Source organism: Flavobacterium ovatum (assembly GCF_040703125.1).
Lineage (GTDB): Bacteria > Bacteroidota > Bacteroidia > Flavobacteriales > Flavobacteriaceae > Flavobacterium > Flavobacterium ovatum.
Genome location: NZ_CP160035.1, coordinates 3976974 through 4001128, shown reverse-complemented (window position 1 = coordinate 4001128; position 24155 = coordinate 3976974). Strand labels below are relative to the sequence as shown.

Genomic DNA, 24155 nt, shown 5'->3' with positions numbered 1-24155 from the left:
AAAGCAATATAAAATGACGTTATTTGAATGTTAGCACTTCTAATTCCCCTCTTGAGAGGGGCTAGGGGTGTGTTTTTTAAGTACATGTAAATCAGGTACTTGAACCAAAATGTCATAGGTATCGCTGTCGAGAACCGTTATTACATTTGACTATTTTGTACAGGTTTTTGGTGTAAAAGGTATTTTCTCAAACTAAAAAAAGCTCCATTTACGGATTGTAAACGGAGCTTTTAAAAATAGTATTGGTATTATCTAATGTTATCCTTAGTTCTAGGATTTATTTATATCAAAACGATCGGCATTCATTACTTTTGCCCAAGCTTTTACAAAATCGGCAACAAATTTTTCTTTATTGTCGTCTTGTGCATAAACTTCAGAATACGAACGTAAAATAGAATTGGATCCAAATACTAAATCCATACGGGTAGCGGTCCATTTTACAACTCCTGTTTTACGGTCGCAAATATCGTAAAGTCCTTTTGATGTTGGTTTCCAACTGTTCCCCATATCAGTTAGGTTAACAAAGAAATCGTTTGTCAATGCGCCAATGGTATTGGTGAAAACGCCATGTTTTGTATTGCCATAATTGGTGCCTAGCATTCTCATTCCACCAACAAGGACGGTCATTTCTGGTGCTGTTAAGCCCATTAATTGGGTACGGTCGAGCATTAATTCTTCTGAACTTACTATGTAATCCTTTTTACTGTAATTACGGTAACCATCAGCTAAAGGCTCTAAAGGTTCAAAAGATTCTGCATCTGTCATTTCATCCGTAGCGTCTCCACGACCAGCTGAAAATGGAACAGTAACGGAAACACCTGCAGCTTTTGCCGCTTGTTCTACACCAAGATTACCTGCCAGAACAATAGTATCAGCGATACTAATACCAAACTCAGTTGCAATAGGCTCTAGAACAGATAGAACATGTGCCAAACGTTGCGGTTCATTTCCTTCCCAATTTTTTTGAGGTGCTAAACGGATGCGTGCACCATTAGCACCACCACGCATATCAGATCCACGATACGTACGTGCACTATCCCAAGCGGTGTTTACCATTTCTGAAATAGATAATCCTGATGCAGCAATTTTGCTTTTTACAGCAGCAACATCATAACCTGTAGTCCCAGCTGGAATAGGGTCTTGCCAAATCAAATCTTCTTGAGGCACGTCTGTACCAAAGTAGTTTGCTTTTGGTCCCATATCTCTATGTGTTAATTTGAACCAAGCACGTGCAAAAGTTTCTGAGAAATACTCCTGATCGTTCATGAATTTCAATGAGATCTCTTTGTATATTGGATCCATCTTCATCGCCATATCCGCATCGGTCATCATTGGGTTACAACGTATAGTTGGATCTTCAACATCTACGGGTCTATCTTCGTCTTTAATACTCACAGGTTCCCATTGCCATGCTCCAGCAGGACTTTTGCGAGGTTCCCATTCGTGATTGAATAACATTTGGAAAAATCCACCGTCCCATTTCGTTGGATTCGTAGTCCAAGCACCTTCAAGTCCGCTGGTTACAGTGTAACGCCCTTTTCCTGTATTAGTTGGGTTTTTCCAACCTAATCCTTGTTCTTCTACTCCAGCTGATTCAGGATCTGGTCCTAGAATACTAGCATCACCGTTACCATGTGTTTTACCTACTGTATGTCCACCAGCAGTTAATGCAACAGTTTCTTCGTCATTCATTGCCATACGAGCAAACGTTTCACGTATTTGTGCAGCAGTTTTCAAAGGATCTTGTTTTCCGTTTACTCCTTCTGGATTAACATAAATTAGCCCCATTTGCACGGCTGCTAAAGGATTTTCCATTGTTTTAGGATCTTCAACATTTGCATAACGTTCGTCGCTTGGTGCTAGCCATTCTTTTTCAGCTCCCCAATACGTATCTATTTCTGGATGCCAGATATCTTCACGTCCAAATGCAAATCCAAAGGTTGTTAATCCCATATCAGCATAAGCAATTGTACCTGCCAAAGCAATTAAATCGGCCCAACTCACTTTGTTCCCGTATTTTTTCTTAATAGGCCATAGCAATCTTCTTGCTTTGTCTAAACTAACGTTATCTGGCCATGAATTTAGAGGTGCAAAACGCTGATTTCCTGCACCACCACCACCGCGACCATCAGATGTACGGTATGATCCAGTAGAGTGCCAAGACAGACGTATCATTAAACCTCCGTAGTGACCCCAATCTGCCGGCCACCAGTCTTGGCTATCCGTCATTAAGGCATGCATATCTTTTTTTAAGGCTTCAATATCTAGTTTCTTAAGTTCTTCATGATAATTAAACTCTTGCCCTAAAGGATTTGTTTTAGTATCATGTTGACTTAATATATCAAGGTTAAGTGCATTAGGCCACCATGACATAACATTTGATTTGGAAGCTGTATTTCCGCCGTGCATTACAGGGCATTTACCTGCTGAAGCATCGTGATTGCTTTCAATATTAGATGGTGTATCATTTTCTGGAAGTTGTCCATGATTTACCGGGCATTTACCTTGATCTGCATTGTTGTTATTTTCCATATTTAAAATTTTTATAGATTTAGTATTTTTCTTCTTTACCAAATTTAGGATTATTGTCTGCTATAAATTACAATCATTAATCTTCATATTTTATTCTGTCATAAGTAAAATTTATTAAAACGTTTAATAATATAAATTTTAAATATAACATGTAGCTTGGTTAGAAGTGAATAATGGATTAGGACTATTCGTTATATTTTAAAAAGCGATTTTCTTTGATAAAAATGGGAATGGTAGTTTAGGCTAGGTTTTGTTTGAATGACTAGTAAAATTAATTTGCTAAAAACCACTGTGTTACTTCTCTCAAAAATAACGAAAATAGTTGGGTTAAGAATGATGGGAAATAGATTTAACATTGTTTTAATGTATCAACTTTTATGGAATTATTCTAATTTGTATCGAATGAAAAGCTAATTCCGATTTTATAAGATATGGCATTGCAATTTCTACCTTCTTTGCGGAAAGTCTTTGTTGTTTTTCTTCTAAGTAAAAGATAAATCTGCTTGGGTATATTCTTAAATAGGGTACTGGTTAGTTGAATTGATTGCCAAATCCCTAGCCCTGACAGAAGTGGAAAGCCTATGCCGGTTGAAAGCCACTTTTTTCTGGTGGTGGCAGAGCGACCAGAGAAAGCTCCTGCCTAACAGGTACGGATAGTATTGTTGCTATCTTGTCCTTCTGAAAGTATCTCAAGCAACGATTTTCAACAGTTTCTTAATACCAATACAAGACTTGCTACTGTTGTGTGTGCAATGTCAGGAGATATTTAGCGGTTCTAAGAAGTTTTTGTTGATGTATTAAGACTCCGTAAAACAGACAATCTCGACTGCGCTACCTATGACGTTTTAGTTTAAATACCTGACTTACATGTACTTAAAAAAAAACACACCCCTAGCCCCTCTCAAGAGGGGAATTAGAAGTGCTAACATTCAAATAACGTCATTTTATATTGCTTTTTTTAGAATAAAAATTACTCCTCATTTGACAAAAAGCATCATGCTATCTAAAAAACGTTTTGTCAAGTTGAGCGAAGTCGAGACTCTTTTTTGAGTTAAAGCGTTTATGCGTGCAGGTATTATTACAATCTTGCCCTTTTGAAAGAATCTCAAGGAAATAGTTTTCGATATTTTGTTTATGGCAATTTGTATTTACTCTCTTTGTGGAAACAGGTAAATACCTGCGCTAACCTTTAGATTATAAGTCCGAGCGATCGGGATTTTAATTTATCCAAATACTATAATCTAGGTTTCCTAACACTCTTTTCAAATTAGCAAGAGCAATCATTTGTCCCACAGCAGTCAATCTGATATTATAAATTTCACATGAAATATAGATATCCATAAGTTTTTTGTAAGATGGAGCCTTCTGTTCTAAGGTTCTCTCAAGCTCTTCATTTCCAATATTTTTTAGAAAATCATATCTGTTTTTTGTAATATCTTTAAAATCATCCGCTGAAAAATTTAATGAAGTTAAGACACCTGTAAATTGTAGATATTGTTTGTTTGACCGACTTAAATTAAAGCTATTGTCAGTAAGACCAACAATCATTGAAGCATATTCTTCTAATCCTATAGGGTCTGTTAATCCAGTATGTTGAACAGAAGATAAATAATGCACTAGAGATATAAAACTAATGTGTTCTGCTGTTAATTTAGGAACAATTTTAATTCCTTCACTAGATACTATTGAGATGAAATCATTTGACGTTTTACTCATACGTTCAATTAATAGTTCAGATAGTACATCTGAATCTGTTTTTTCACCTTTTCTAGCGCTTGCTTCAACGACTTCATTAAAACTAAATTGAATGTCAGGGTCTTTAATTTTTTCAACATCTATTCGGTTAAAATTCTGCGCAAATTTATGTTCGAATTTCTCCAAGTAATTCTCAATGTTTTGAGTTGCAGTTTGACAGGCAATTTCTCTAAGTTTTGGAAAATTTTCACTTAGTAGTAAATGAAAGATTTCTTTCACCTCTGAAAACTGTAGACCTATATTCTGGATAACTTTGATGTCATTTCCAGCTTGTAAAGAAGTTCCGCCTTCTCCAGTTGCTTGCTTTTGTTTTTCAAACATTTTTCTTGTCATTTAATTTTTTAATCTTCACATCTCTACCTGATTGAATTCCAATAGAATTTTTACCTACTTTTTGTGTTTGTCCTTTTGACTTATTAATAAAGAAAATTGAAATTATGAACACTCCTATTCCTGAAAATAACCATTCATAGTTATTTGAAAAAAAATCTAAAATTTGTTTCATATATGTAATTTTGCAATAATATTGTTAATAACTAGTATATACTCGCTACAAAGTAGCACATATATATTCAAATTTGGGTATAAAAGCGAAGGAATATTTTTCTTTAGGTTCTTTCAAATATATAAAAATAAACTTATAATACATCAAAGTAACTTTCTATTTGTAAGATACTTTTTAAATCGTAATTATGAAAATACAAACGCCATAATCAGCCCCGATAGTAGTGAAAATGCTCTTGTATTGCGATAGCAAATACAAGAGATTGCAACGTCCCGAAGCGGGAGGGAAGTTGTTATGAAAACCAATTCTACTGCTCCTAAAAAAAAATCCCCAACTACTTTCGTAATTGGGGATTTGGAATTTTATAAAATAGGATTATTTGTTTACAACAACCCATTGACCTGTACCTATTAAGGCTTCGGCTTTTTTGAATTTCATTTCTTGCGTTTGTCCGTTGGCCACATTTTGAATGGTTACGGTGTCGTTGCGATTGATTTTTGGCATATCGCGAACGATCGTTTCTGTTACTTGACGTTGCTGTGTTTCGCCCGCTTCACGGTTTGCTGCTTCGCTAGAAACGATTTCGTCTTTTTGAGTTTGATAATTCTCTTTTGGACGTGGAATTTCTCTTGCTTCGTGTATGATTTCTGGAGCCGATTGTTGTGGTAAATCTCCTTTGAATAAGAAAGATATAACCTCTTTGTTGATTCCGTTAAGCATGCCGCTGAACAAGTTGAAAGCTTCAAATTTGTAGATAAGCAATGGGTCTTTTTGCTCATGAACCGCCAATTGAACTGATTGTTTCAATTCGTCCATTTTGCGTAAATGTTTTTTCCAAGCTTCATCAACAATCGCAAGAGTGATGTTTTTCTCAAAATCAGCCACTAACTGTTTTCCGTGTGAATCGTAGGCTCTTTTTAAGTCGGTTACTACGTTCAATGATTTTACACCATCAGTAAATGGTACTACGATGCGTTCGTATTGGTTGTTTTTATCTTCATAAACTCCTGCAATGATAGGGAAAGCTTCTCTAGCGCTACGTTCTGTTTTCTCGGTATAATATTTTAAAGCTTCTTTGTAAATTTTCCCTGTTAATTCAGCTTCTGTTAATTTTACAAAATCTCCTTCTGTAACTGGTGAAGTGATAGAGAAATAACGAATAGTATCAAATTCAAATGCTTTGAAATCATTCATAGCTTTACTATTTTGAACCACAACTTCGCAAGTGTCATACAACATATTAGCGATGTCTAATTTCAAACGTTCACCAAACAAAGCATGACGACGACGCTTGTAAATTACTTCACGTTGTGCGTTCATAACATCATCATATTCTAATAAACGTTTACGAACACCAAAGTTGTTTTCTTCTACTTTTTTCTGAGCACGCTCGATAGATTTAGTCATCATAGAATGTTGGATAACTTCTCCTTCTTCTAGTCCCATTCTGTCCATTACTTTGGCTACTCTTTCAGAACCAAACAAACGCATCAAGTTGTCTTCTAGCGAAACGTAGAATTGTGAACTTCCCACATCTCCTTGACGTCCTGCACGACCACGCAACTGGCGATCGACACGACGTGAATCGTGACGCTCTGTACCTACGATTGCTAATCCTCCTGCAGCTTTAACCTCTGCGGATAATTTGATATCCGTTCCACGACCAGCCATATTGGTTGCAATAGTAACTACGCCTGGTTTTCCTGCATCTTCAACAATTTGCGCCTCTTGCTTGTGCATTTTGGCATTCAATACATTGTGAGTAACCCCTCTCATTTTAAGCATACGGCTTAATAATTCTGAGATTTCAACAGAAGTTGTTCCAATTAATACCGGACGACCTGCTTTTGATAATTCCGTTACGTCTTCAATAACTGCATTGAATTTTTCACGAGTCGTTTTGTATATAAAATCTTCTTTATCATGTCTTGCCATTGGTCTGTTTGTTGGGATTTCAACAACGTCCAATTTATAAATTTCCCAAAGTTCTCCAGCTTCAGTAACTGCAGTTCCAGTCATACCGCCTAATTTGCTGTACATTCTGAAATAGTTTTGCAAAGTTACCGTTGCAAATGTTTGAGTAGCGGCTTCAATTTTTACGTTTTCTTTGGCTTCAATCGCTTGGTGTAATCCGTCAGAATAACGGCGACCGTCCATGATACGACCTGTTTGCTCATCGACAATCATAATTTTGTTGTCCATGATCACGTATTCTACATCTTTTTCGAACAAAGAGTAGGCCTTTAACAGTTGAGTTAAAGTATGAATACGTTCGCTTTTGATACTGAAATCTTGGAACAAAAGTTCTTTCTCTTCTGCTTCAGCGTCTTTGTCTAGATTTTTCTTTTCTATGGCAGCAATCTCTGTTCCGATATCTGGAAGTATAAAGAAATCAGCATCTGTATCTCCAGAAAGGTATTTGATACCGTTGTCAGTCAATTCTACTTGATTGTTTTTTTCTTCGATGACAAAGTACAAAGCTTCATCAATCTTATGCATTTCACGGTTGTTATCCTGCATATAGGAGTTCTCCGTTTTTTGAAGTAATTGTTTGATTCCTTCTTCACTCAAGAATTTAATCAAGGCTTTGTTTCTTGGCAAACTTCTGTATGCTCTTAACAATAGGACACCACCTTCTTTGGTATTCCCCTCTTTGATTAATTTTTTAGCTTCTGACAAAAATCCATTTGCTAGTTGACGTTGTAAGGTAACTAGGTTTTCGATTTTTGGCTTCAATTCGTTAAACTCATGACGGTCTCCTTGAGGAACTGGACCAGAGATAATCAATGGCGTTCTAGCGTCATCAATCAATACCGAATCGACCTCATCGACAATTGCAAAGTTGTGTTTGCGTTGTACCAAATCATCTGGTGAATGGGTCATGTTGTCTCTTAGGTAGTCAAAACCAAACTCGTTGTTGGTACCATAAGTAATATCAGCGTTGTAAGCGGCTTTTCTTCCTTCAGAACTTGGTTGGTGATTGTCAATACAATCAACAGTCATTCCGTGGAATTCAAATAAAGGAGCTTTCCAAGTACTATCACGTTTGGCTAAGTAATCATTCACGGTTACTAAGTGTACTCCGTTTCCTGTCAAAGCATTCAAGTACATAGGCAAGGTTGCTACTAATGTTTTTCCCTCTCCAGTTTGCATCTCAGCAACTTTACCTTGGTGCAATACCATTCCACCAATCAACTGAACGTCGTAGTGAATCATGTCCCATGTGATGGCTTTACCAGCAGCATTCCATTGGTTTTGCCATACAGATTGGTCTCCTTCAATAGAAACGTAAGGTTTTGCAGCAGCAAATAATCGGTCTTGTTCTGTTGCTGTAACAGCGATTTGAGCATTGTCTTTGAAACGTCTTGCTGTTTCTTTTACCACTGCAAAAGCTTCGGGAAGAATTTCCAATAATGTTTTTTCCGAAATATCGTAAGCTTCTTTTTCTAGAGCATCGATTTTTTCGTAAAGATCTTCTCTTTGATCAATATCCTCAGTAGCTTCTACTTCTTCTTTTAACGAATTTATTTTTTCGTCAACAGCAGTACGTGCTTCTTTGATTTGATTTTTGAAGTAATACGTTCTTGCTCTTAGATCATCATGTGATAAGGTGATCAAAGTGCTCTCAAACGATTTTATTTTTTTTAGGTAAGGTTGTAATTCCTTAACGTCTTTCTCGGATTTATTTCCAACAAAGGCTTTTAAAATGCTATTTATAAAACTCATAATAGTTTTTGTTGCTAAATTATTTTCTTCTTTATGTTTAACCAAAAAAAAAGCCTCAGATTGAGACTTTTTTCTTGATTTATTTTTTAATATTCGTCCTCATTCCAAAGATAGTCTTCGTCAGTAGGATAATCAGGCCAAATTTCTTCCATTGATTCATATATCTCGCCTTCGTCTTCAATAGACTGAAGGTTTTCTACTACCTCTAACGGTGCACCTGCACGTATAGCGTAGTCAATAAGTTCGTCTTTGTTAGCAGGCCACGGTGCATCACTTAGGTAGGATGCTAATTCTAATGTCCAATACATCTTTTTATCGATTTAGTTTTGTGCAAAAATAAATTTTTTACTGAAAAATACAAGTAAAAAAAGTTTTTTTTATAATAAAATTAAGAACGTCGTTTTTGAGTTATGAATTTTAAGGCATAAATTATGTGAAAGTTAAACTCATAACTCATAATTTATCACTCATAATTACTTTCTAGGTATCCACTTCACTTCTTCAGCGTTCAAGTCAAAAGTCAACTTTCGTGCCAAGACAAAAAGATAGTCAGAAAGTCGGTTTAGGTATTGAATCGTCAGTTCTTCAATGGGTTCTTCATGGTTTAAATGTACGGCAAGACGTTCAGCTCTACGACAGACACAACGTGCTATATGACAATATGACACAGTTGTATGTCCACCTGGCAATACGAAATGCGTCATGGGAGGCAATGCCAGTTCCATAGAATCGATTTCATTTTCTAATAATTGAATATCGGCTTTAGTGATTCCAAGATTTTTTAAACGAGGTTGACCATTTTTCAAAATTTCTTTTTCTGGCGGTGTGGCTAAGATAGCGCCCACGGTAAAAAGACGGTCTTGAATTTCGATCAATATACTTTTATAGTGTGTATCCATTTCTTGGTCCCGAATCAATCCAATATAGGAATTGAGTTCGTCAACAGTACCGTAGCTGTCAATTCGGATGTGGTCTTTTGATACTCTAGTCCCTCCAAAAAGCGCAGTTGTTCCTTTATCGCCTGTTTTTGTATATATTTTCACGTTTTTTAATTAAGGATTTTTTATTTAGGAATTAGGATTTTGAAAAGGAATAGACTTCTATCATATAACTTCTAACTTTTTAGGGTGTCACTTTCAATCATTCCATCTCTCAACCGAATGATTCTATTTGCATAAGCGGCAATTTCTTCTTCGTGTGTGATTAGGATGACGGTGTTGCCATTGGAATGAATTTCGTTAAAAAGCGCCATGATTTCAAGGGATGTTTTACTATCTAAATTCCCTGTAGGTTCATCGGCAAGAATAATGGAGGGTTTATTGACTAATGCTCTCGCAATAGCTACACGTTGCCTTTGTCCTCCAGAAAGTTGGTTGGATTGATGATCCATTCGGTCAGCTAACCCCACTTGTGTTAGTACTTCTTCGGCTCTTTTTCGTCGTTCGGGTTTGGTATAGCCTGCATAAATCATCGGTAGTGCGACATTATCTAAAGCATTCATTCGAGGCAAGAGATTGAAGGTTTGAAATACAAAACCTATTTCTTTGTTGCGAATGCCAGCTAATTCATCATCTTTCATCTTACTAACATCTTTGCCATTTAGTATGTAATTTCCAGATGTAGGCGTGTCTAAACAGCCTAAAAGATTCATTAAAGTTGATTTCCCAGAACCCGATGGCCCCATCAAAGCGACATATTCCCCTTTTTTGATTTCTAGATCAATGCCTTTGAGTACATAAACGGTTTCGTCGCCTAACGCAAAATTGCGTTTAATATTTGTAATTTTTATTAATGGATTTGCCATTTATTGCTGCAATTGATAGATTATATTTTCTCTTTTTTAAAAGTACAAAAGACTTTTGAATTAATGAGATGTTGGTAGAAATACATTATGTTGCATTTTTTCTAGATAAAAAAACAATCAACTAGTCTTCTATTTTATAAATAGCCATTATGTCTTTTAGTATAGCGTCAAAATCGATATTAAGGTCAATTAATTTTCCACTATGAATGTCAAAAATCCAACCGTACACTTTTAGACTTCGTTCTCTGTTTGCTTTTTGTACTTCGGCGGTTTTGATAATGTTGATACATTGCTCTTGAACGTTTAACTCAACCAATCTTTTATATTTTTCTTTTTCATTTAAAATAGCATCCAATTCTTTTCGATGTATTCGATACACATCACGAATGTTTCGCAACCAAGGATTTAAAATACCTAAATCGGATTGTTGCATTGCCGCATGCACGCCACCACAGCCATAGTGCCCACAAACAACAATATGATTTACTTTGAGATGCATCACAGCATAATTGATTACAGACATCGAATTGAGATCAGTATTGGGAACCATATTAGCGATGTTGCGATGCACAAAGACTTCTCCCGGTTGTAATCCCATCAACTCTTCGGCAGAAACGCGACTGTCGGAACAACCAATATACAGAAACTCCGGAGATTGCCCTTTACCTAATTCTTCAAAATAATTTTCATCCGTTTGAAGTTGTTTAGCAATCCATTTTCTATTGTTTTCGAAAATTTGTTTGATATCCATAATGAAAATTTGAATTTATGTTCGAATGATAAAATGCTGTTTGGGTTGTTCGTACCTAAAGAATACTAATCCCCATTGATAGGTATCGATCGTAACTTTTACTTTAGGGTGCTTCTTTATAATTTCCCAAGCCGCTTCCATTTCTGCCGACCAATGAATATCGTCAAAAATCCAGACAGTATCATTAGTAATTGTGGGTACTAAGCGTTCAAAATAATCTAAAGTAGCTTTTTTTGAATGATTGCCATCAAAATAAATAAGGTCGTATTTCGAATTTTCTATTGATAATTTTTCAAATGACGTATCAAATTCGCCAACAACAATGTCAATGTTTTTGAAGCCAAATTTTTGAAATTGCAATTGTGCTTGATTCGCAGTTTGAGGGCAGCCTTCTAGAGTTGTAATAGTTGCTTTTGTCTCGACAGTACGGGATCCTAAAGATAAAGCAGAAGTAGCTAACCCTAATGAAGTTCCTAATTCGAGTATGTTTTTTGATTGGAAATAAGTGCTGATACGGTACAGTAATTCTGCTCTTTTGGTACCAATTCCAGCCGTTTTTGCCATTTGTGAAATGACACGATGATTGGATTTAAAGACTTTCGAACCTGCACCAAAATCGGTTATTTCGATACTACTATTATTGTCTAATAATTCTTGTCGAAATTGCTTTAGAATAGTATAATCGGTTTTTAGCTTTCTATCATAAAAACATTTTGTAATCAAAGTGAACACAAAAGGAGAATGTACCGCATGTTCGTTTTTTGAAAGCCAAAGAAATTGTAAATAAGATTTGATAGGGAATAACATAATAGTGCGCGGAGTTTCACATAGAAGTGACGAAGATACTCAGAGTTTTTTTTCTTTAATAATAAAAACTAAACTTTGTGAAGCTCTGTGTTAACTTTGTGCTTCTATCAAGGCAAACGCATGAGTTAAAAATAAAATAGAACAGCCACGAATTACACGAATTACACGAAATACACGAATTTGAATTTTGAATAATTGCACAAATCATCAAATTACTAAAAAGTTGGTGTAATTATTTTTTTAGAGTTATAGTAATTTGTGAAAATTCGTGAAATTACTACGTCAGTTCGCTATCGCTCGAGTCGTGGCCAAAATAACTGGTGCGTTTGCCCTGAAAAGAATGTATTCTGGTTTTATTATTGTTTTTCAACTCACTTAAAAAGAAAGATTTAAAAACTATCTTTGCAGCCTTGGAATTTTAACCAAGATTGATGCTTTTTTTATGATACACCAAGATGAAATTGAAGAAATAGTTGCTATAGATACAGCTGAAATAGAGCGCTGTATTGCCATTCTTTCGCAACTTACAAATGATACTGACCAAATATTTGATATTCCAAAAGAACAACGAACTGCGCTAATTAAAGCAGCAGGTCAGTTTGCTAGACCTGATCGTGACGAGCTTTCGCGCCGTAAAAAAGACGGAGCCAAAGCCGCCAAACGCAAAATGGAAAAACGCGATAGAACCGCTAGGAAAGAAACTGGAATTCGTTCAGCTCGTGAATCGGCTATTTTTATGGCGCCTAAATTATTGGCTGCAGCAGAATTAGAAAACAAAGAAACCTTGGAACTCGAAACGCCAAGACAATGTTATGTGTGCAAAACGGATTTTACCAAAATGCACCATTTTTATGATAGCATGTGCACTGATTGTGGGGATTATAATTACGCCAAACGTTTTCAAACCGCAAATGTCAAAGGACAAATAGCGGTCGTTACAGGTTCTCGATTGAAGATTGGCTATCATATTACATTAATGTTATTGCGTGGTGGGGCAACTGTAGTGGCAACCACTCGTTTTCCGATAGATTCTGCATTGCGTTTTGCACAAGAAAGTGATTTTATGGATTGGGAACATCGCTTGAAAATCCATGGTTTGGATTTACGCCATATTCCGAGTGTGGAAATTTTTTGTAATTACATCGAACAACAATACGGTCGTTTGGATATTTTAATCAACAATGCGGCTCAAACGGTGCGCCGTCCTTCGGGATTTTATACTCATTTAATGAAAAATGAAGGTCGTCCAGTAGCTTCTTTGCCTACACAAGCGCAAACTTTATTGTCTGATCACACGCATTGTTTGGCGGAACTAAAAGTATTGACTTCGGGAGCTTCTTCGAATGATAATATGCCTGTTACTTGGCACGGACCTGAACCTGGAATAGGCTTGAGAGCTTCGGCACAATTATCTCAAATTCCGTATTCGTTTGATAAAGCATTAGTAACGAATGAAGTTTTTCCAGAAGGAGAATTGGATGCCGATTTACAGCAAGTCGATTTAAGGAAAACAAACAGTTGGCGTTTGAAATTAGGTCAGATAGAAACTACTGAAATGATTGAAGTCCAGTTGGTGAATTCTGTAGCGCCATTTGTATTATGCAACCGTCTTTCTGAATTGATGAAAAAAGACAATACCGGACAAAAACACGTTATAAATGTTTCGGCGATGGAAGGGAAGTTTTATCGCGATTTCAAAGAAGACCGCCATCCGCATACCAATATGGCCAAGGCCGCTTTGAATATGTTAACACATACAGCAGCACGAACGTTAGCCAAAGACGGAATCTTTATGAATGCAGTTGATACTGGATGGGTAACAGATGAAGATCCAGCAGAATTGGCCAAAAAGAAACAAGAACAACAAGATTTTCAACCACCTTTAGATATTGTAGATGGAGCAGCAAGAGTGATGGATCCCCTATTTGACGGAATAAACTCTGGAAAACATTGGTGCGGAAAATTCTTGAAAGACTACAACCCGATAGCTTGGTAGGAAACAGATATTTTTTTAAAAATAAGTTTGTCTCTATTTTATTTTAGGACTTAGTGTGGTACAATTGTACTAAAATATAATTAGTATAAATTAGCTTATTACATTTTTAAAAATCGATTATTAACAAGCTTTCGGAATATAATTTACAACCTTTGAATTCAAAAAAAATAAAAGTATGAGTAAGACAAAATTAACCATCAATAGTAATGGTTCTATAAAAATTGAGGGTGATTTCGAAATAGTAGATGCTACGGGCAACACTTATGGATTGGAAGGAAGAATAGCTTTGGGTCTTTGCCGTTGTGGATTGTCATCCAATAAACCTTTTTGTGATGGTTCCCACCGCAATGGTTTTGAGCACGAATCAAAAGCTTTTGATTTACCAGCTTTGAAAAGTAAATAGATATTTTTTGGAATATAGAAAAAGCTGCATTTTTTACGAATACAGCTTTTTTTGTGTGTAATATCCTTGCGTGAGGGATAGAAACGACATCCTTTTGTGAAGCGATAGCGGAACAAAAGATATAGTGTATAGCCCGACTCGCTGTAACGATAGTGGAAGTGAGGCACGCCCAAAAAATGATAAACTAAAAATCCGATTTACAAATAAATGTAAATCGGATTTTTTGAATAATATGTTTTTCAATTCCCTTTTCGGTACTATTGGGATATCTATCCCTCCATCTTTGCACTCAATTCAAACCAACGTTCTTCTTTGGTTTCCATTTTGTTAATGAGGTTCTGCAATTCTTTTCCTTTTTTCTCAATATCAGTTTCAACTACTTTTCCATCAGAGAATAATTGTTCGATTTTCACTTTTTGTTCTTCGAGATCTTTGATTTCCTTTTCTAACTTTTGAAATTCTTTTTGCTCGTTAAAAGTTAGATTTCCAGTAGGATTTTTTTGTTTCCATTCCTTCTTTTCCACTTTGTTGTCTTCTTTCTGAGCCACATCAGTACTGTCTTCATACGCTCTAAAGTCGGAATAATTTCCAGGGAAATTTTCAACCACACCTTGACCTCTAAAGATAAATAAGTGATCTACAATTTTGTCCATGAAATATCTATCGTGAGAAACCACTAGTAAACAACCAGGGTAATCAAGCAAGAAGCTTTCTAATACATTTAAGGTTACAATGTCCAAATCATTTGTTGGTTCATCCAGAATCAAAAAGTTAGGGTTCTGAATCAAAACGGTACATAAATACAAACGTTTCAATTCACCACCACTCAATCTGTCTACAAAATCATATTGTTTTTTGGCATCAAAAAGGAAACGTTCCAATAATTGTGAAGCCGAAATCATTCTTCCTTTCATTAACGGAATAAATTCTCCGTATTCCTTTATAACGTCAATTACACGTTGTCCCGGTTTAGGGTTGATTCCGCTTTGGGTATAATATCCTAGTTTTATTGTTTCTCCAATGACTACTTTTCCACCATCAAGCGGTAAAGTTCCGGTCAATAAATTCAAAAAAGTAGATTTTCCAGTCCCGTTTTTTCCAATGATTCCGATGCGTTCTCCTGGTTGAAAATCAAAACTGTAATTGTCCATGATGACATGATCCTTGAATTTCTTAGAGATTTTATGAAGTTCAACAATCTTGTTCCCCATGCGCTCCATGTTGATCTCCAATTCCACTTTGTTTTCACGACGGCGACTTTGCGCTTTTTCCTTAATGTCGTAAAAATCATCTTGACGTGATTTGGATTTAGTCGTTCTCGCTTTAGGCTGACGACGCATCCATTCTAATTCTTTTACAAAAAGATTCTGTGCTTTGTCCACACTCGAATTTTCAGAGGCAATGCGTTCTTCTTTTTTCTCTAAATAATAGGAGTAATTTCCTTTATAAGAGTATAATTTTCCATTGTCCAATTCGATGATTTCATTACAAACACGTTCTAGAAAGAAGCGGTCGTGCGTCACCATAAACAAGGTAATGTTTTCTTTGGCAAAATAAGTTTCCAACCATTCGATCATCTCCAAATCCAAGTGATTTGTAGGTTCATCCAGAATCAATAAATCGGGACGATTAATCAAAATAATGGCAAGAGACAAACGTTTTTTCTGTCCACCTGAAAGATTTTTTACTTTCAATTTGAAGTCTTCCAATTTCAGTTTGAACAAAATTTGCTTGTATTGGGTTTCAAAATCCCAAGCATTGTGTTGGTCCATTCCGTCAAAAGCTTTTTGGTAGGCTTCTTCGTCTTCTGGGTTTTCCAATGCTTTTTCGTAAGCTTCAATAACTTTCAAAGTTTCGTTATCCGAAGCAAAAATGCTTTCTTCGATAGTTAATTCTTCCTGTAAATTATTGTTTTGCGACAAGAAAGCCATTTTGATACCTTTTCTCAAAACTACTTGTCCAGTATCCGGTTCATCAAGACCATTGATGATGCTCATAATGGTTGTTTTTCCGGAGCCGTTTTTGGCTATAAAGGCAATTTTTTGGTCTTTGTTAATCCCAAAAGAAATATTTTCAAAAAGCGTTCTCTCTCCAAAAGATTTCGAGATATTTTCAACTGATAAGTAGTTCACTAGAGTAATTTTTTTTGCAAAAGTAAGCTATTCAGTTGTAATAAGAGAATGGAATGAGGAATAGAGAGAGTAGATGACTATGGAAAGAGATAAAAAGGAGGGTTTAGAGCAAAGCGATAAGGTATTTGTTAGTCTAATGATTGATAATCGGTTAGTGCAGAATTACATTAATGAGCATTCAAGTCCCTTATTTTTGGGGTAAAATTGTACTGAATTAGGATAATTAATGCTTATGTAGATGGTTGGTAATGAGGTAATTTTATTTAAAATATTATTTATAAAATAAAAACAATGAAAAAAAAATTACTTAAAAAAACAGGGCTATTAATAGCCGTTTTAGGATTGTGTACTTCGCAATTATCTGCACAAACTACTTTAACTGCTGGCGATATCGCTATTGTGGGATTCAAAGAAGTTAATACTAATGTTGGAGCCGTAGCTTTTATATTGTTGAAAGATATTACATCTGGTACAAAAATCACTATTACCAATCGTTCTTGGTTGAGTGACCAAACTGGATTTACTGGGGCTTACGGTGTAGATGATACCTATACTTGGACTGCTGGAGGTGCTTTTGCTAAAGGTACTATTCTTAGGTTAGAATCAGATAATACAGTAAAATTAGTGACTGGAGGAGCTGCAACAACTGTAGGGACTACTGTAGCTGAGACTGGTACTGGAGCAACAGCTGGATTTAACTTGGTGTCAAGTAATACTACTATAAACGATGCTAGTAATGCTCCTGGAATTACTAAGGCTGGGGATTCTGTATTGATTTTTCAATATTCTGGTGGGACTTTTGCTTACCCTACCTCTGGAGATTCTACTGCTTGGATTGCTGGGTTGAAAACTGGTATTCCATGGGGAGCTATTGTATCGGGTACAGCAAATTCATTTAGTGCTTTACCTACTGCTTTGAGCGGGGCTGGATTCAATTTATATATTGGTGATGCTAATAATGGTGCTTACAATGGTGAGATTTTAGGTAGCGCCTCAAATATTAGAGCAAAGACTAATTTAGCAGCTAACTGGACTACTAATCTTGATAATTCTGGAACATTATCAGGTGTATATAAACTTTGGAGTTATGCAGAAACAAATGGTACCGATTTCGGACAAATTGGTAAATCAGGTACTTTAGCTGTTAGGAATTTTGAATTGGACAATGCAATTAGCGTATATCCTAATCCTACTGCAAATTATGTTTCTATTAATTTAGGTGGTAATGAATTAACAAAAGCTAGTTTGACTAATGTTTCAGGTGCAATTGTTCTTTCTTCAAGTGCAACTACTATTGATTTATCATCGCTTTCAGCGGGTGTTTACTTTTTAAAGATTGAGACTGCTAAAGGTTCTACTACTAAGAAAATAGTAAAACAATAAATTTCAATTTATGTAATACTTTAAAAACTCGCAATTTGCGAGTTTTTTTTGCTTAGGTAGAATGTGCATTGCTTGAATTTTTTAAAAATTCTGTCAATTTCGAATATTTCATGCCCATCCTATTCCTGTTTTTTCAAATATAAAGTGGTATAATGCCGATAAAGTATATAATAGTACTGCCATGCCTGTACAACGCTTCGGGAAGAGATTGGGGTAATTGGACTATATTGACCTAAGCCTAAAAGTGCAAACAAGCGAAGTAATACATCATCGGTATAAATTATTTGATTGCAGATTCTATTGTTTTGTTTTCGTTGACCTTTAGCTATAAACCATAAAAAAAAAGCAGAGACTACTACTCGAGGGCACTGAAAAAGTCCTTTAAAAGTAAAAAACGATAAAAACTAAAAAAGAGCATAAACAGTAGTGTTTATGCTCTTTTTCATTATTGTAAACCCCTGTGATGTCAGAAAATCAAATTTGTGTAAAAAAAAAGAAATCAAATAAAATCAACCCCTTATTTAATCGATATTTTAATGATTTTTTGAAAAGAGGGACTTTTTCAGTGCCCTCCTACTACTCTGTGCTTTTTTTTTGTATACTAGGGTATAGAATGTTTTTATTTAGAGTACTTTTTATCTTTTAACAATCAATGTTTGGCTAAAGGAATTTTCGCCAGAAACAACCCGAACAAAATAGGTTCCGTTTTGAATATTAGAATTTAGTTGCAATTGTACTTCATTATTGACTTCAATCTTGGCGTTGTTGTGAATTTGAACGGGACGACCTAAAACATCATAGATATAAATATCAATGGCATCTGTTGGTTCAAAATTCAATCCAATGCTCAAATTAGAGTAAGCTGCAGGATTGGGATATAGATATACAAAAGGCAATTGGTTTGACAAAAATTTAGGTACAGACAAATCTACAGTGTACCCTGTAAAAGTTTTAGGGTAATCTGGTAAATTGTTGCTATTCCATGTGTTCTCTGCGGCTGTACTATCAAAAAACAGTGCGTCAATATTGGTTCTGGACCATTGATAACCGCCGCTTACCATAGTATTGAGTAGTGATTGGTTAGAGTCTGCCAAGTTAGTTGTTTCACCAATGTCAGTGTTTAGGTTGTATAGTTGCCAAGTGCCATCACCAGAAGAATACGCCTTCCATTGATCTCTTCGGATACCTACATTATTGAGCGCTCGGTGTCTCAACACAAAAATAGATTCTCCTGCTCTTGGGTTGGTATTGTTAACGATGTTGTTGTAAATGTCTTTACCGTCCAGTTTTTTACCTGTGGGAATCGTAGCCCCTGCAAGATTTACAAAAGTAGGGTAGAAGTCTAAAGAGGAAACTACATAATCGTATTTTACACCGGCTGGTATGTGGTTAGGCCAATGCATCATCATAGGAACTCGATAACCACCTTCGTATGTGTCACCTTTGTTTCCTTTAAGAGGGCCGTTATTTGCATTTCCACCACTGACTATTCCGCCATTATCACTCAAAAATACAATTAAGGTATCATTATATTCACCATTAGCTTTTAATGCATCCACAATTTTTTTTACTCCTCTGTCAACGGAATAAACCATAGCGGCATATTTTTGACGATTGGAAGTTGTATAGGTGAAGTTATATGGGGCTGCTGCTAATATATCCATGTCGGATTGTAAAGCTTGCATAGGTTCATGAGGCGCATTGTAAGCTACATACATAAAAAATGGAGCTCCATCATTGCTCTCAGCATTCTGAATAAAGGTAACCGCTTCGTCCGAAAATAAGTCGGTGATGTAAGCTCCTATGGCTTCATTGGCAAGACCATAATTTTTTCGTAACGGAAGTGCATAAGCGGCAGTTCCCCCTGAAGTTGTAAAATAATTATGTCCTCCGGTTAACATTCCGTAGAAATAATCAAAGCCACGGGAATTGGGTTGGTGTGCTGTCGATTGTCCTAAATGCCATTTTCCAAACGCTCCAGTTTTATAACCAGATGTTTTTATTACATTGGAGAAAAAGGTTTCGTTTAAGTCCACTCCTTTATTGTATTCGGTATCGCTTAAATTGTATTGCGCGCCTATTTTGTGAGGATAACGACCGGTAAGTAAAGCTGTTCGGCTAGGGCCACAAAAAGGATGTGCTACATAAGCAGAAGTAAATATAGTTCCCGCATTAGCCAAGGCATCAATGTTTGGACTTGCAATGTCAGCAGCACCATTATTGAAGCCTATATCAGCATAGCCCATGTCATCCGTTAGGATAACAATAATATTAGGGCGTGTTTGACTCCAGGTTTTTAATTGTCCAAGAATAAGCGTAAAAACCGCTAATAAGGCCAATTGGTTTTTAAAAGTTAGTTTCATTTTAGTTCTGTTTGGTTGGTTTTTTAGAAGTCTTGAAGAAGTGTTTTTCTGACTCTAAAATAACAGTACAATGTAGAACTAACTAAATTTCTAAAATGAGTTTTTTTTATCTTTTACTAACTGAATTTTATCCTTAATTTTTTTAAATTAGTGAGCTGATAATCAGAGGTTTTTATTTCTATTTTAAAAAGGACTCAAATCAACACGATGCAATTGCTGATGTACATTGAAGATAGGCTTTCGAACCATTTTCTCATTGGTAATATAATAATTAAATCCATCAGGTGTAGCGATTCCTTCCACCTGGTGAAAAGGCAATTTGAGTTTGATTTTACGTTTATTGCCCGAGAAAAAATCAGTACCATTGAAATCAGATAACAAATAAATAAATGGTTTCAAAAGTTTAGAATAACCTGTTAAAGCAATAGTTTTTGTGGCTTCAAAATAAGTGGCTCCTGTAACCAATCCTTTTGTCTTAAAAGTTTCTTTGGCCTTTGCTATATATTTTCCAGGCTGTTTGGGTAAAGAATAAACTGTGGTTTTTAAATCTTTAAAACGTTTGGTAAATAAATAAATACTGTCTTGCAAAACGACAAACGCTTCACAATCAAAATTCGTTTTGTTAGGTTTTTGAGCGCTTAAGTCCGTTTGGTCATCGTAGGAAAATGCAATAGTATCAATTTTTGCTAAATTGTTGTAGTACTCATTTTTAGCCAATCTCAAAATACGTAAATCGGTCCGATTTCCTTGATAATTATTACCAAAGTCACCTAAATATAGATAGTCATTGTCTTGGCTTATTTCTTCCCATTCTTTGTTTTTTAATCCGTTGATGTTTATCTTTTTCTCAATTATTCCTTTTGTGTTCATGCCGTAAATTGTAGCATCAGTATCATCATTGATAGTCCATAAAAGAGAATCAAAGTAAAGTAAACTGGAAGTCTCAGTCAAAGAGTCACTCAATTGAACAGAAAAATCAGGTTTAATCTTTACTTTTTTATAACAGCAACTGCCATCGTTTACGGTTGCTTTAGGGTTGAATTTTTTAGACAAAGGATCTGTACAACCCGAAATTTGACTCCAAGTCGTAATCGTGAAAATTAGGAAAAAGAAAAAAGTGACTTTCAATTTTATGGGTTTAGATACCAAAAGTAATTCAAAAATATTTCCGCAGAAGGTTTAACACTGTATATTTGCGTCATGCAGTTATCCGTAATCATACTCAATTATAACGTTCAATACTTTCTAGAGCTTTGCCTATTAAGTGTGCAAAGCGCTGTAGAGAATATAGACGCTGAGATTATTGTAGTCGATAACAATTCGCCAGATGGGAGTTGCGCCATGGTCAGAGAGCGTTTTCCACATGTAAAACTCATCGAAAACAAACAAAACTCAGGTTTTCCCAAAGGCAATAATATCGGAGTTGCTGAAGCTATAGGTGAATATATCTGTATTTTAAATCCTGATACAGTAGTTGCAGAAGATACATTTATTAAAGTTTTGGCTTTCGCCAAAAAACAAAAAAACCTCGGGATTATTGGTGTCAAACTGATTGATGGAGCAGGAAACTTTTTGCCCGAAAGCAAACGTGGCGTTCCAACGCCTTGGGTAGCTTTTACAAAAATCACAGCTTTGTATAAACTGTTTCCAAAAGTCGTCTGTTTTGGGAAATATTATGCTAGTCATTTGACTAAAAATCAAACCGGTCAAGTCGAAATCCTAGTTGGGGCTTTTATGGTTGTGCAACGACAATTATATAAGGATATTGGCGGATTTGACGAGGATTGTTTCATGTATTCAGATGATATTGATTTGTCCTTTATGGCTTTAAAAAAAGGGAAAAACAATTTTTATTTCCACGAAACTACCGTGATTCATTTTAAAGGAGAAAGTACCATTAAGGATGAAACTTATATGAAACGTTTTCAGGAAGCGATGAACTTTTTTTATAAAAAACATTTCAAAGTTTCGATGCTGTTTTCTATCTTTATGAAGCTTGGAATCTTATTTTTTTCTTTCGTGAAAATGTTTCAAGGAAAAAGTAAAATTAAAAATGAGATAGAGCATTTTGTCCTTTTTTCAAAAGACAAAAACTTAGCGAATAGGTTAAACACAGTTATTAAAAAGAATTTAGATTTTCGAGATTTGAATGCCGAAAAATTAGTTTTTTTGGAGTCTAATGCGAATAATTCTCCAGTTGAAATTATATTAGATGCTCATTTTGTTACCTTTAAAGAATGTATCGGTTTTATGGAATTACAAAAAAACAACAATTGTACCTTTAAAATTATACCCAAAAACACCGATTTCTTAATTGGGAGTGATAATTCTATTGAAAGAGGAACTGTTATAAAAATTGGAGTATAAATTACATATCTCAGATAAAAAAAGCAATAAATAGCTACATATGAAATGAATGTTTCAAAAAATCACTAATTTCGCAAACAGATAATAAAACGACACCTTTTTAGGGTAAATGATATGGCAAGATTTGAATTAAAACTTCCAAGAATGGGAGAAAGCGTCGCAGAAGCAACTATTACAAACTGGTTAAAATCCGTTGGTGATACTATCAATGCTGATGATGTCATAGTTGAAGTTGCGACAGACAAAGTAGATAATGAAGTTCCTAGTGAAGTATCTGGAGTTTTGGTAGAACAACTTTTTTCTAAAGACGATTTGGTGCAAGTAGGTCAAACTATTGCAATCATTGAGACTAGTGATGTTACAGATGTCAAAGAGGAAGAAATTATTGATTCTGAAGTTATTGATCAGATAGCCAAGGCAGTGGAAGTAGCCAAAGAGATGGTTGCTGCTCCAGTTGATTTTTCTAGCTCGGATAAATTTTATTCTCCATTAGTAAAAAATATAGCCTCTACTGAAGGGGTTTCTCTTCAGGAATTGGATTTAATAGTAGGAACAGGAAAAGACAATCGTGTTACTAAAGATGATATTTTGACCTATGTTCAAAATCGTAGTTCCAATGGTGTAATGCCAGTGGCAGCAACTGTAATTTCAAAAGCCGCTCCAATTGCAACTCCTATAATCACACCTCAAATAGTTCCCGTTTCCATTAATGGAGGCGATGAAATAGTAGAGATGGACAGAATGCGCAAATTGATTTCGGGTTATATGAAAGCTTCTATCCAAACGTCTGTTCACGTACAGTCCTTCATTGAGGTGGATGTAACCAATATTGTAAAATGGCGTGACCAACATAAAACGGAATTTGAAAGAAGAGAAGGTGCGAAATTAACTTTTACCCCTATTTTTATGGAGGCGGTTGCCAAAGCATTGAAAGATTATCCAGGGATGAATATTTCAATTGATGGTGATTATATCATTAAAAAGAAAAATATCAACTTAGGTATGGCAGCAGCTTTGCCAAATGGAAATTTAATTGTGCCTGTGATTAAAAACGCAGACCAATTGAACTTAGTTGGTATGGCCAAAGCGGTAAACGATTTAGGAAACCGTGCAAAACAAGGTAAACTAAAGCCAGATGATACTAAAGGTGGAACTTACACAGTGACGAACGTAGGTTCATTTGGAAGTATTTTTGGTACTCCAATTATCAACCAACCCGAAGTAGGGATTTTAGCTCTTGGTGCGATTCGTAAAGTACCTGCGGTTATTGAAACTCCCGAAGGTGACTTTATCGGCATTCGACAAAAAATGTTCTTGACCCACAGTTATGACCATCGTATTATTGACGGTGCACTGGGCGGAATGTTCGTCAAAAGAGTGGCTGAATATCTAGAGTCTTTTGATGTGAGTAGAGATTTTTAAAAGACTTTAGAGCAATATACAAACCCTCAAAACCATTTTGATTTTGAGGGTTTTTTTGTGTTAAGTCTTTAGCTGTTTTTTGGGCGTAACCGGCAGAAAAAGCCGGTCGGGCTATACGTTACAATCTTTTTTGGGGCAGAAAAAGCCCCAAAAAAGGATTTCCACTGCTATCCCTTACGCAATTCCGATCATAACTCCGTAAAATACAT

The 24155-nt window shown here is 35.6% G+C and carries 17 protein-coding genes; 5 read left to right on the top strand and 12 right to left on the bottom strand.

Features of this window, described 5'->3' with window-relative positions; genetic code table 11:
• Positions 1 to 270: 270 nt before the first annotated feature.
• From katG to ABZP37_RS16415, 9 genes are all read right to left on the bottom strand, one after another.
• Entirely contained in the window at positions 271 to 2532 is a 2262-nt protein-coding gene (katG, locus tag ABZP37_RS16455; RefSeq protein ID WP_366184261.1) for a catalase/peroxidase HPI, read from the bottom strand.
• A gap of 1218 nt (positions 2533 to 3750) precedes the next feature.
• Positions 3751 to 4620, bottom strand: a complete 870-nt coding sequence (locus tag ABZP37_RS16450; protein WP_366184260.1) for an LPO_1073/Vpar_1526 family protein — start codon at positions 4618 to 4620, stop codon at positions 3751 to 3753.
• The gene (locus ABZP37_RS16445; RefSeq protein WP_366184258.1) at positions 4601 to 4792 is read right to left on the bottom strand and encodes a hypothetical protein; all 192 of its coding nucleotides are present in this window, start codon (positions 4790 to 4792) and stop codon (positions 4601 to 4603) included. Before ABZP37_RS16445 ends, ABZP37_RS16450 begins: the two co-directional genes overlap by 20 nt.
• A 375-nt stretch (positions 4793 to 5167) precedes the next feature.
• Entirely contained in the window at positions 5168 to 8518 is a 3351-nt protein-coding gene (gene secA, locus ABZP37_RS16440) for a preprotein translocase subunit SecA (RefSeq protein ID WP_366184256.1), read from the bottom strand.
• A gap of 86 nt (positions 8519 to 8604) precedes the next feature.
• Positions 8605 to 8826: a DUF2795 domain-containing protein gene (locus tag ABZP37_RS16435; protein ID WP_007138072.1), complete on the bottom strand. Its 222-nt coding sequence runs from the start codon at positions 8824 to 8826 to the stop codon at positions 8605 to 8607.
• A 165-nt stretch (positions 8827 to 8991) separates the two neighbouring features.
• A complete protein-coding gene (locus ABZP37_RS16430; RefSeq protein ID WP_366184254.1) occupies positions 8992 to 9561 on the bottom strand; it encodes a cob(I)yrinic acid a,c-diamide adenosyltransferase in 570 nt (189 codons plus the stop codon).
• A 71-nt stretch (positions 9562 to 9632) separates the two neighbouring features.
• Complete coding sequence (locus tag ABZP37_RS16425) at positions 9633 to 10322, bottom strand: ABC transporter ATP-binding protein (RefSeq protein WP_366184252.1); 690 nt, start codon at positions 10320 to 10322, stop codon at positions 9633 to 9635.
• Between the two features lie 121 nt (positions 10323 to 10443).
• Positions 10444 to 11073: a carbonic anhydrase gene (locus tag ABZP37_RS16420; protein WP_366184250.1), complete on the bottom strand. Its 630-nt coding sequence runs from the start codon at positions 11071 to 11073 to the stop codon at positions 10444 to 10446.
• 15 nt (positions 11074 to 11088) lie between these two features.
• Entirely contained in the window at positions 11089 to 11880 is a 792-nt protein-coding gene (locus ABZP37_RS16415) for a class I SAM-dependent methyltransferase (protein ID WP_366184249.1), read from the bottom strand.
• Positions 11881 to 12322: 442 nt separating this feature from the next.
• Here ABZP37_RS16415 and ABZP37_RS16410 point away from each other — a divergent pair, with 442 nt between their 5' ends.
• Together ABZP37_RS16410 and ABZP37_RS16405 are read left to right on the top strand one after the other, a co-directional pair.
• The gene (locus tag ABZP37_RS16410; protein ID WP_366184247.1) at positions 12323 to 13876 is read left to right on the top strand and encodes an SDR family oxidoreductase; all 1554 of its coding nucleotides are present in this window, start codon (positions 12323 to 12325) and stop codon (positions 13874 to 13876) included.
• A gap of 175 nt (positions 13877 to 14051) precedes the next feature.
• Positions 14052 to 14279, top strand: coding sequence for a CDGSH iron-sulfur domain-containing protein (locus ABZP37_RS16405; RefSeq protein WP_366184246.1), 228 nt, complete (start codon positions 14052 to 14054; stop codon positions 14277 to 14279).
• Positions 14280 to 14548: 269 nt separating this feature from the next.
• Here the strand turns inward: ABZP37_RS16405 and ABZP37_RS16400 are convergent, their stop codons facing one another.
• A complete protein-coding gene (locus ABZP37_RS16400) occupies positions 14549 to 16411 on the bottom strand; it encodes an ABC-F family ATP-binding cassette domain-containing protein (protein ID WP_366184244.1) in 1863 nt (620 codons plus the stop codon).
• 291 nt (positions 16412 to 16702) lie between these two features.
• Between ABZP37_RS16400 and ABZP37_RS16395 the strand changes: the two genes are divergently transcribed.
• On the top strand, positions 16703 to 17794 hold the full coding sequence (locus ABZP37_RS16395) for a T9SS type A sorting domain-containing protein (protein ID WP_366184242.1): 1092 nt from the start codon (positions 16703 to 16705) through the stop codon (positions 17792 to 17794).
• 635 nt (positions 17795 to 18429) lie between these two features.
• Here the strand turns inward: ABZP37_RS16395 and ABZP37_RS16390 are convergent.
• Entirely contained in the window at positions 18430 to 20157 is a 1728-nt protein-coding gene (locus ABZP37_RS16390; protein WP_366184240.1) for a sulfatase-like hydrolase/transferase, read from the bottom strand.
• Between the two features lie 183 nt (positions 20158 to 20340).
• Complete coding sequence (locus ABZP37_RS16385) at positions 20341 to 21285, bottom strand: T9SS C-terminal target domain-containing protein (RefSeq protein ID WP_366184238.1); 945 nt, start codon at positions 21283 to 21285, stop codon at positions 20341 to 20343.
• 72 nt (positions 21286 to 21357) lie between these two features.
• Here ABZP37_RS16385 and ABZP37_RS16380 point away from each other — a divergent pair, with 72 nt between their 5' ends.
• A complete protein-coding gene (locus ABZP37_RS16380; RefSeq protein WP_366184236.1) occupies positions 21358 to 22524 on the top strand; it encodes a glycosyltransferase family 2 protein in 1167 nt (388 codons plus the stop codon).
• 114 nt (positions 22525 to 22638) lie between these two features.
• Positions 22639 to 23946 (top strand): dihydrolipoamide acetyltransferase family protein, encoded by a 1308-nt coding sequence (locus ABZP37_RS16375; protein WP_366184234.1) that lies wholly within the window; start codon positions 22639 to 22641, stop codon positions 23944 to 23946.
• Positions 23947 to 24155 lie beyond the last annotated feature (209 nt).

Excerpts from the sequence above, each read along its gene's own strand:
- ABZP37_RS16425 (WP_366184252.1), bottom strand. The coding sequence starts at position 10,322 with ATGGCAAATCCATTAATAAAAATTACAAATATTAAACGCAATTTTGCG.
- katG (WP_366184261.1), bottom strand. The coding sequence starts at position 2,532 with ATGGAAAATAACAACAATGCAGATCAAGGTAAATGCCCGGTAAATCAT.
- ABZP37_RS16390 (WP_366184240.1), bottom strand. The coding sequence starts at position 20,157 with ATGAAACTAACTTTTAAAAACCAATTGGCCTTATTAGCGGTTTTTACG.
- ABZP37_RS16435 (WP_007138072.1), bottom strand. The coding sequence starts at position 8,826 with ATGTATTGGACATTAGAATTAGCATCCTACCTAAGTGATGCACCGTGG.
- ABZP37_RS16415 (WP_366184249.1), bottom strand. The coding sequence starts at position 11,880 with ATGTTATTCCCTATCAAATCTTATTTACAATTTCTTTGGCTTTCAAAA.
- ABZP37_RS16395 (WP_366184242.1), top strand. The coding sequence starts at position 16,703 with ATGAAAAAAAAATTACTTAAAAAAACAGGGCTATTAATAGCCGTTTTA.
- ABZP37_RS16405 (WP_366184246.1), top strand. The coding sequence starts at position 14,052 with ATGAGTAAGACAAAATTAACCATCAATAGTAATGGTTCTATAAAAATT.
- ABZP37_RS16380 (WP_366184236.1), top strand. The coding sequence starts at position 21,358 with ATGCAGTTATCCGTAATCATACTCAATTATAACGTTCAATACTTTCTA.
- secA (WP_366184256.1), bottom strand. The coding sequence starts at position 8,518 with ATGAGTTTTATAAATAGCATTTTAAAAGCCTTTGTTGGAAATAAATCC.
- ABZP37_RS16445 (WP_366184258.1), bottom strand. The coding sequence starts at position 4,792 with ATGAAACAAATTTTAGATTTTTTTTCAAATAACTATGAATGGTTATTT.
- ABZP37_RS16420 (WP_366184250.1), bottom strand. The coding sequence starts at position 11,073 with ATGGATATCAAACAAATTTTCGAAAACAATAGAAAATGGATTGCTAAA.
- ABZP37_RS16450 (WP_366184260.1), bottom strand. The coding sequence starts at position 4,620 with ATGACAAGAAAAATGTTTGAAAAACAAAAGCAAGCAACTGGAGAAGGC.
- ABZP37_RS16410 (WP_366184247.1), top strand. The coding sequence starts at position 12,323 with ATGATACACCAAGATGAAATTGAAGAAATAGTTGCTATAGATACAGCT.
- ABZP37_RS16375 (WP_366184234.1), top strand. The coding sequence starts at position 22,639 with ATGGCAAGATTTGAATTAAAACTTCCAAGAATGGGAGAAAGCGTCGCA.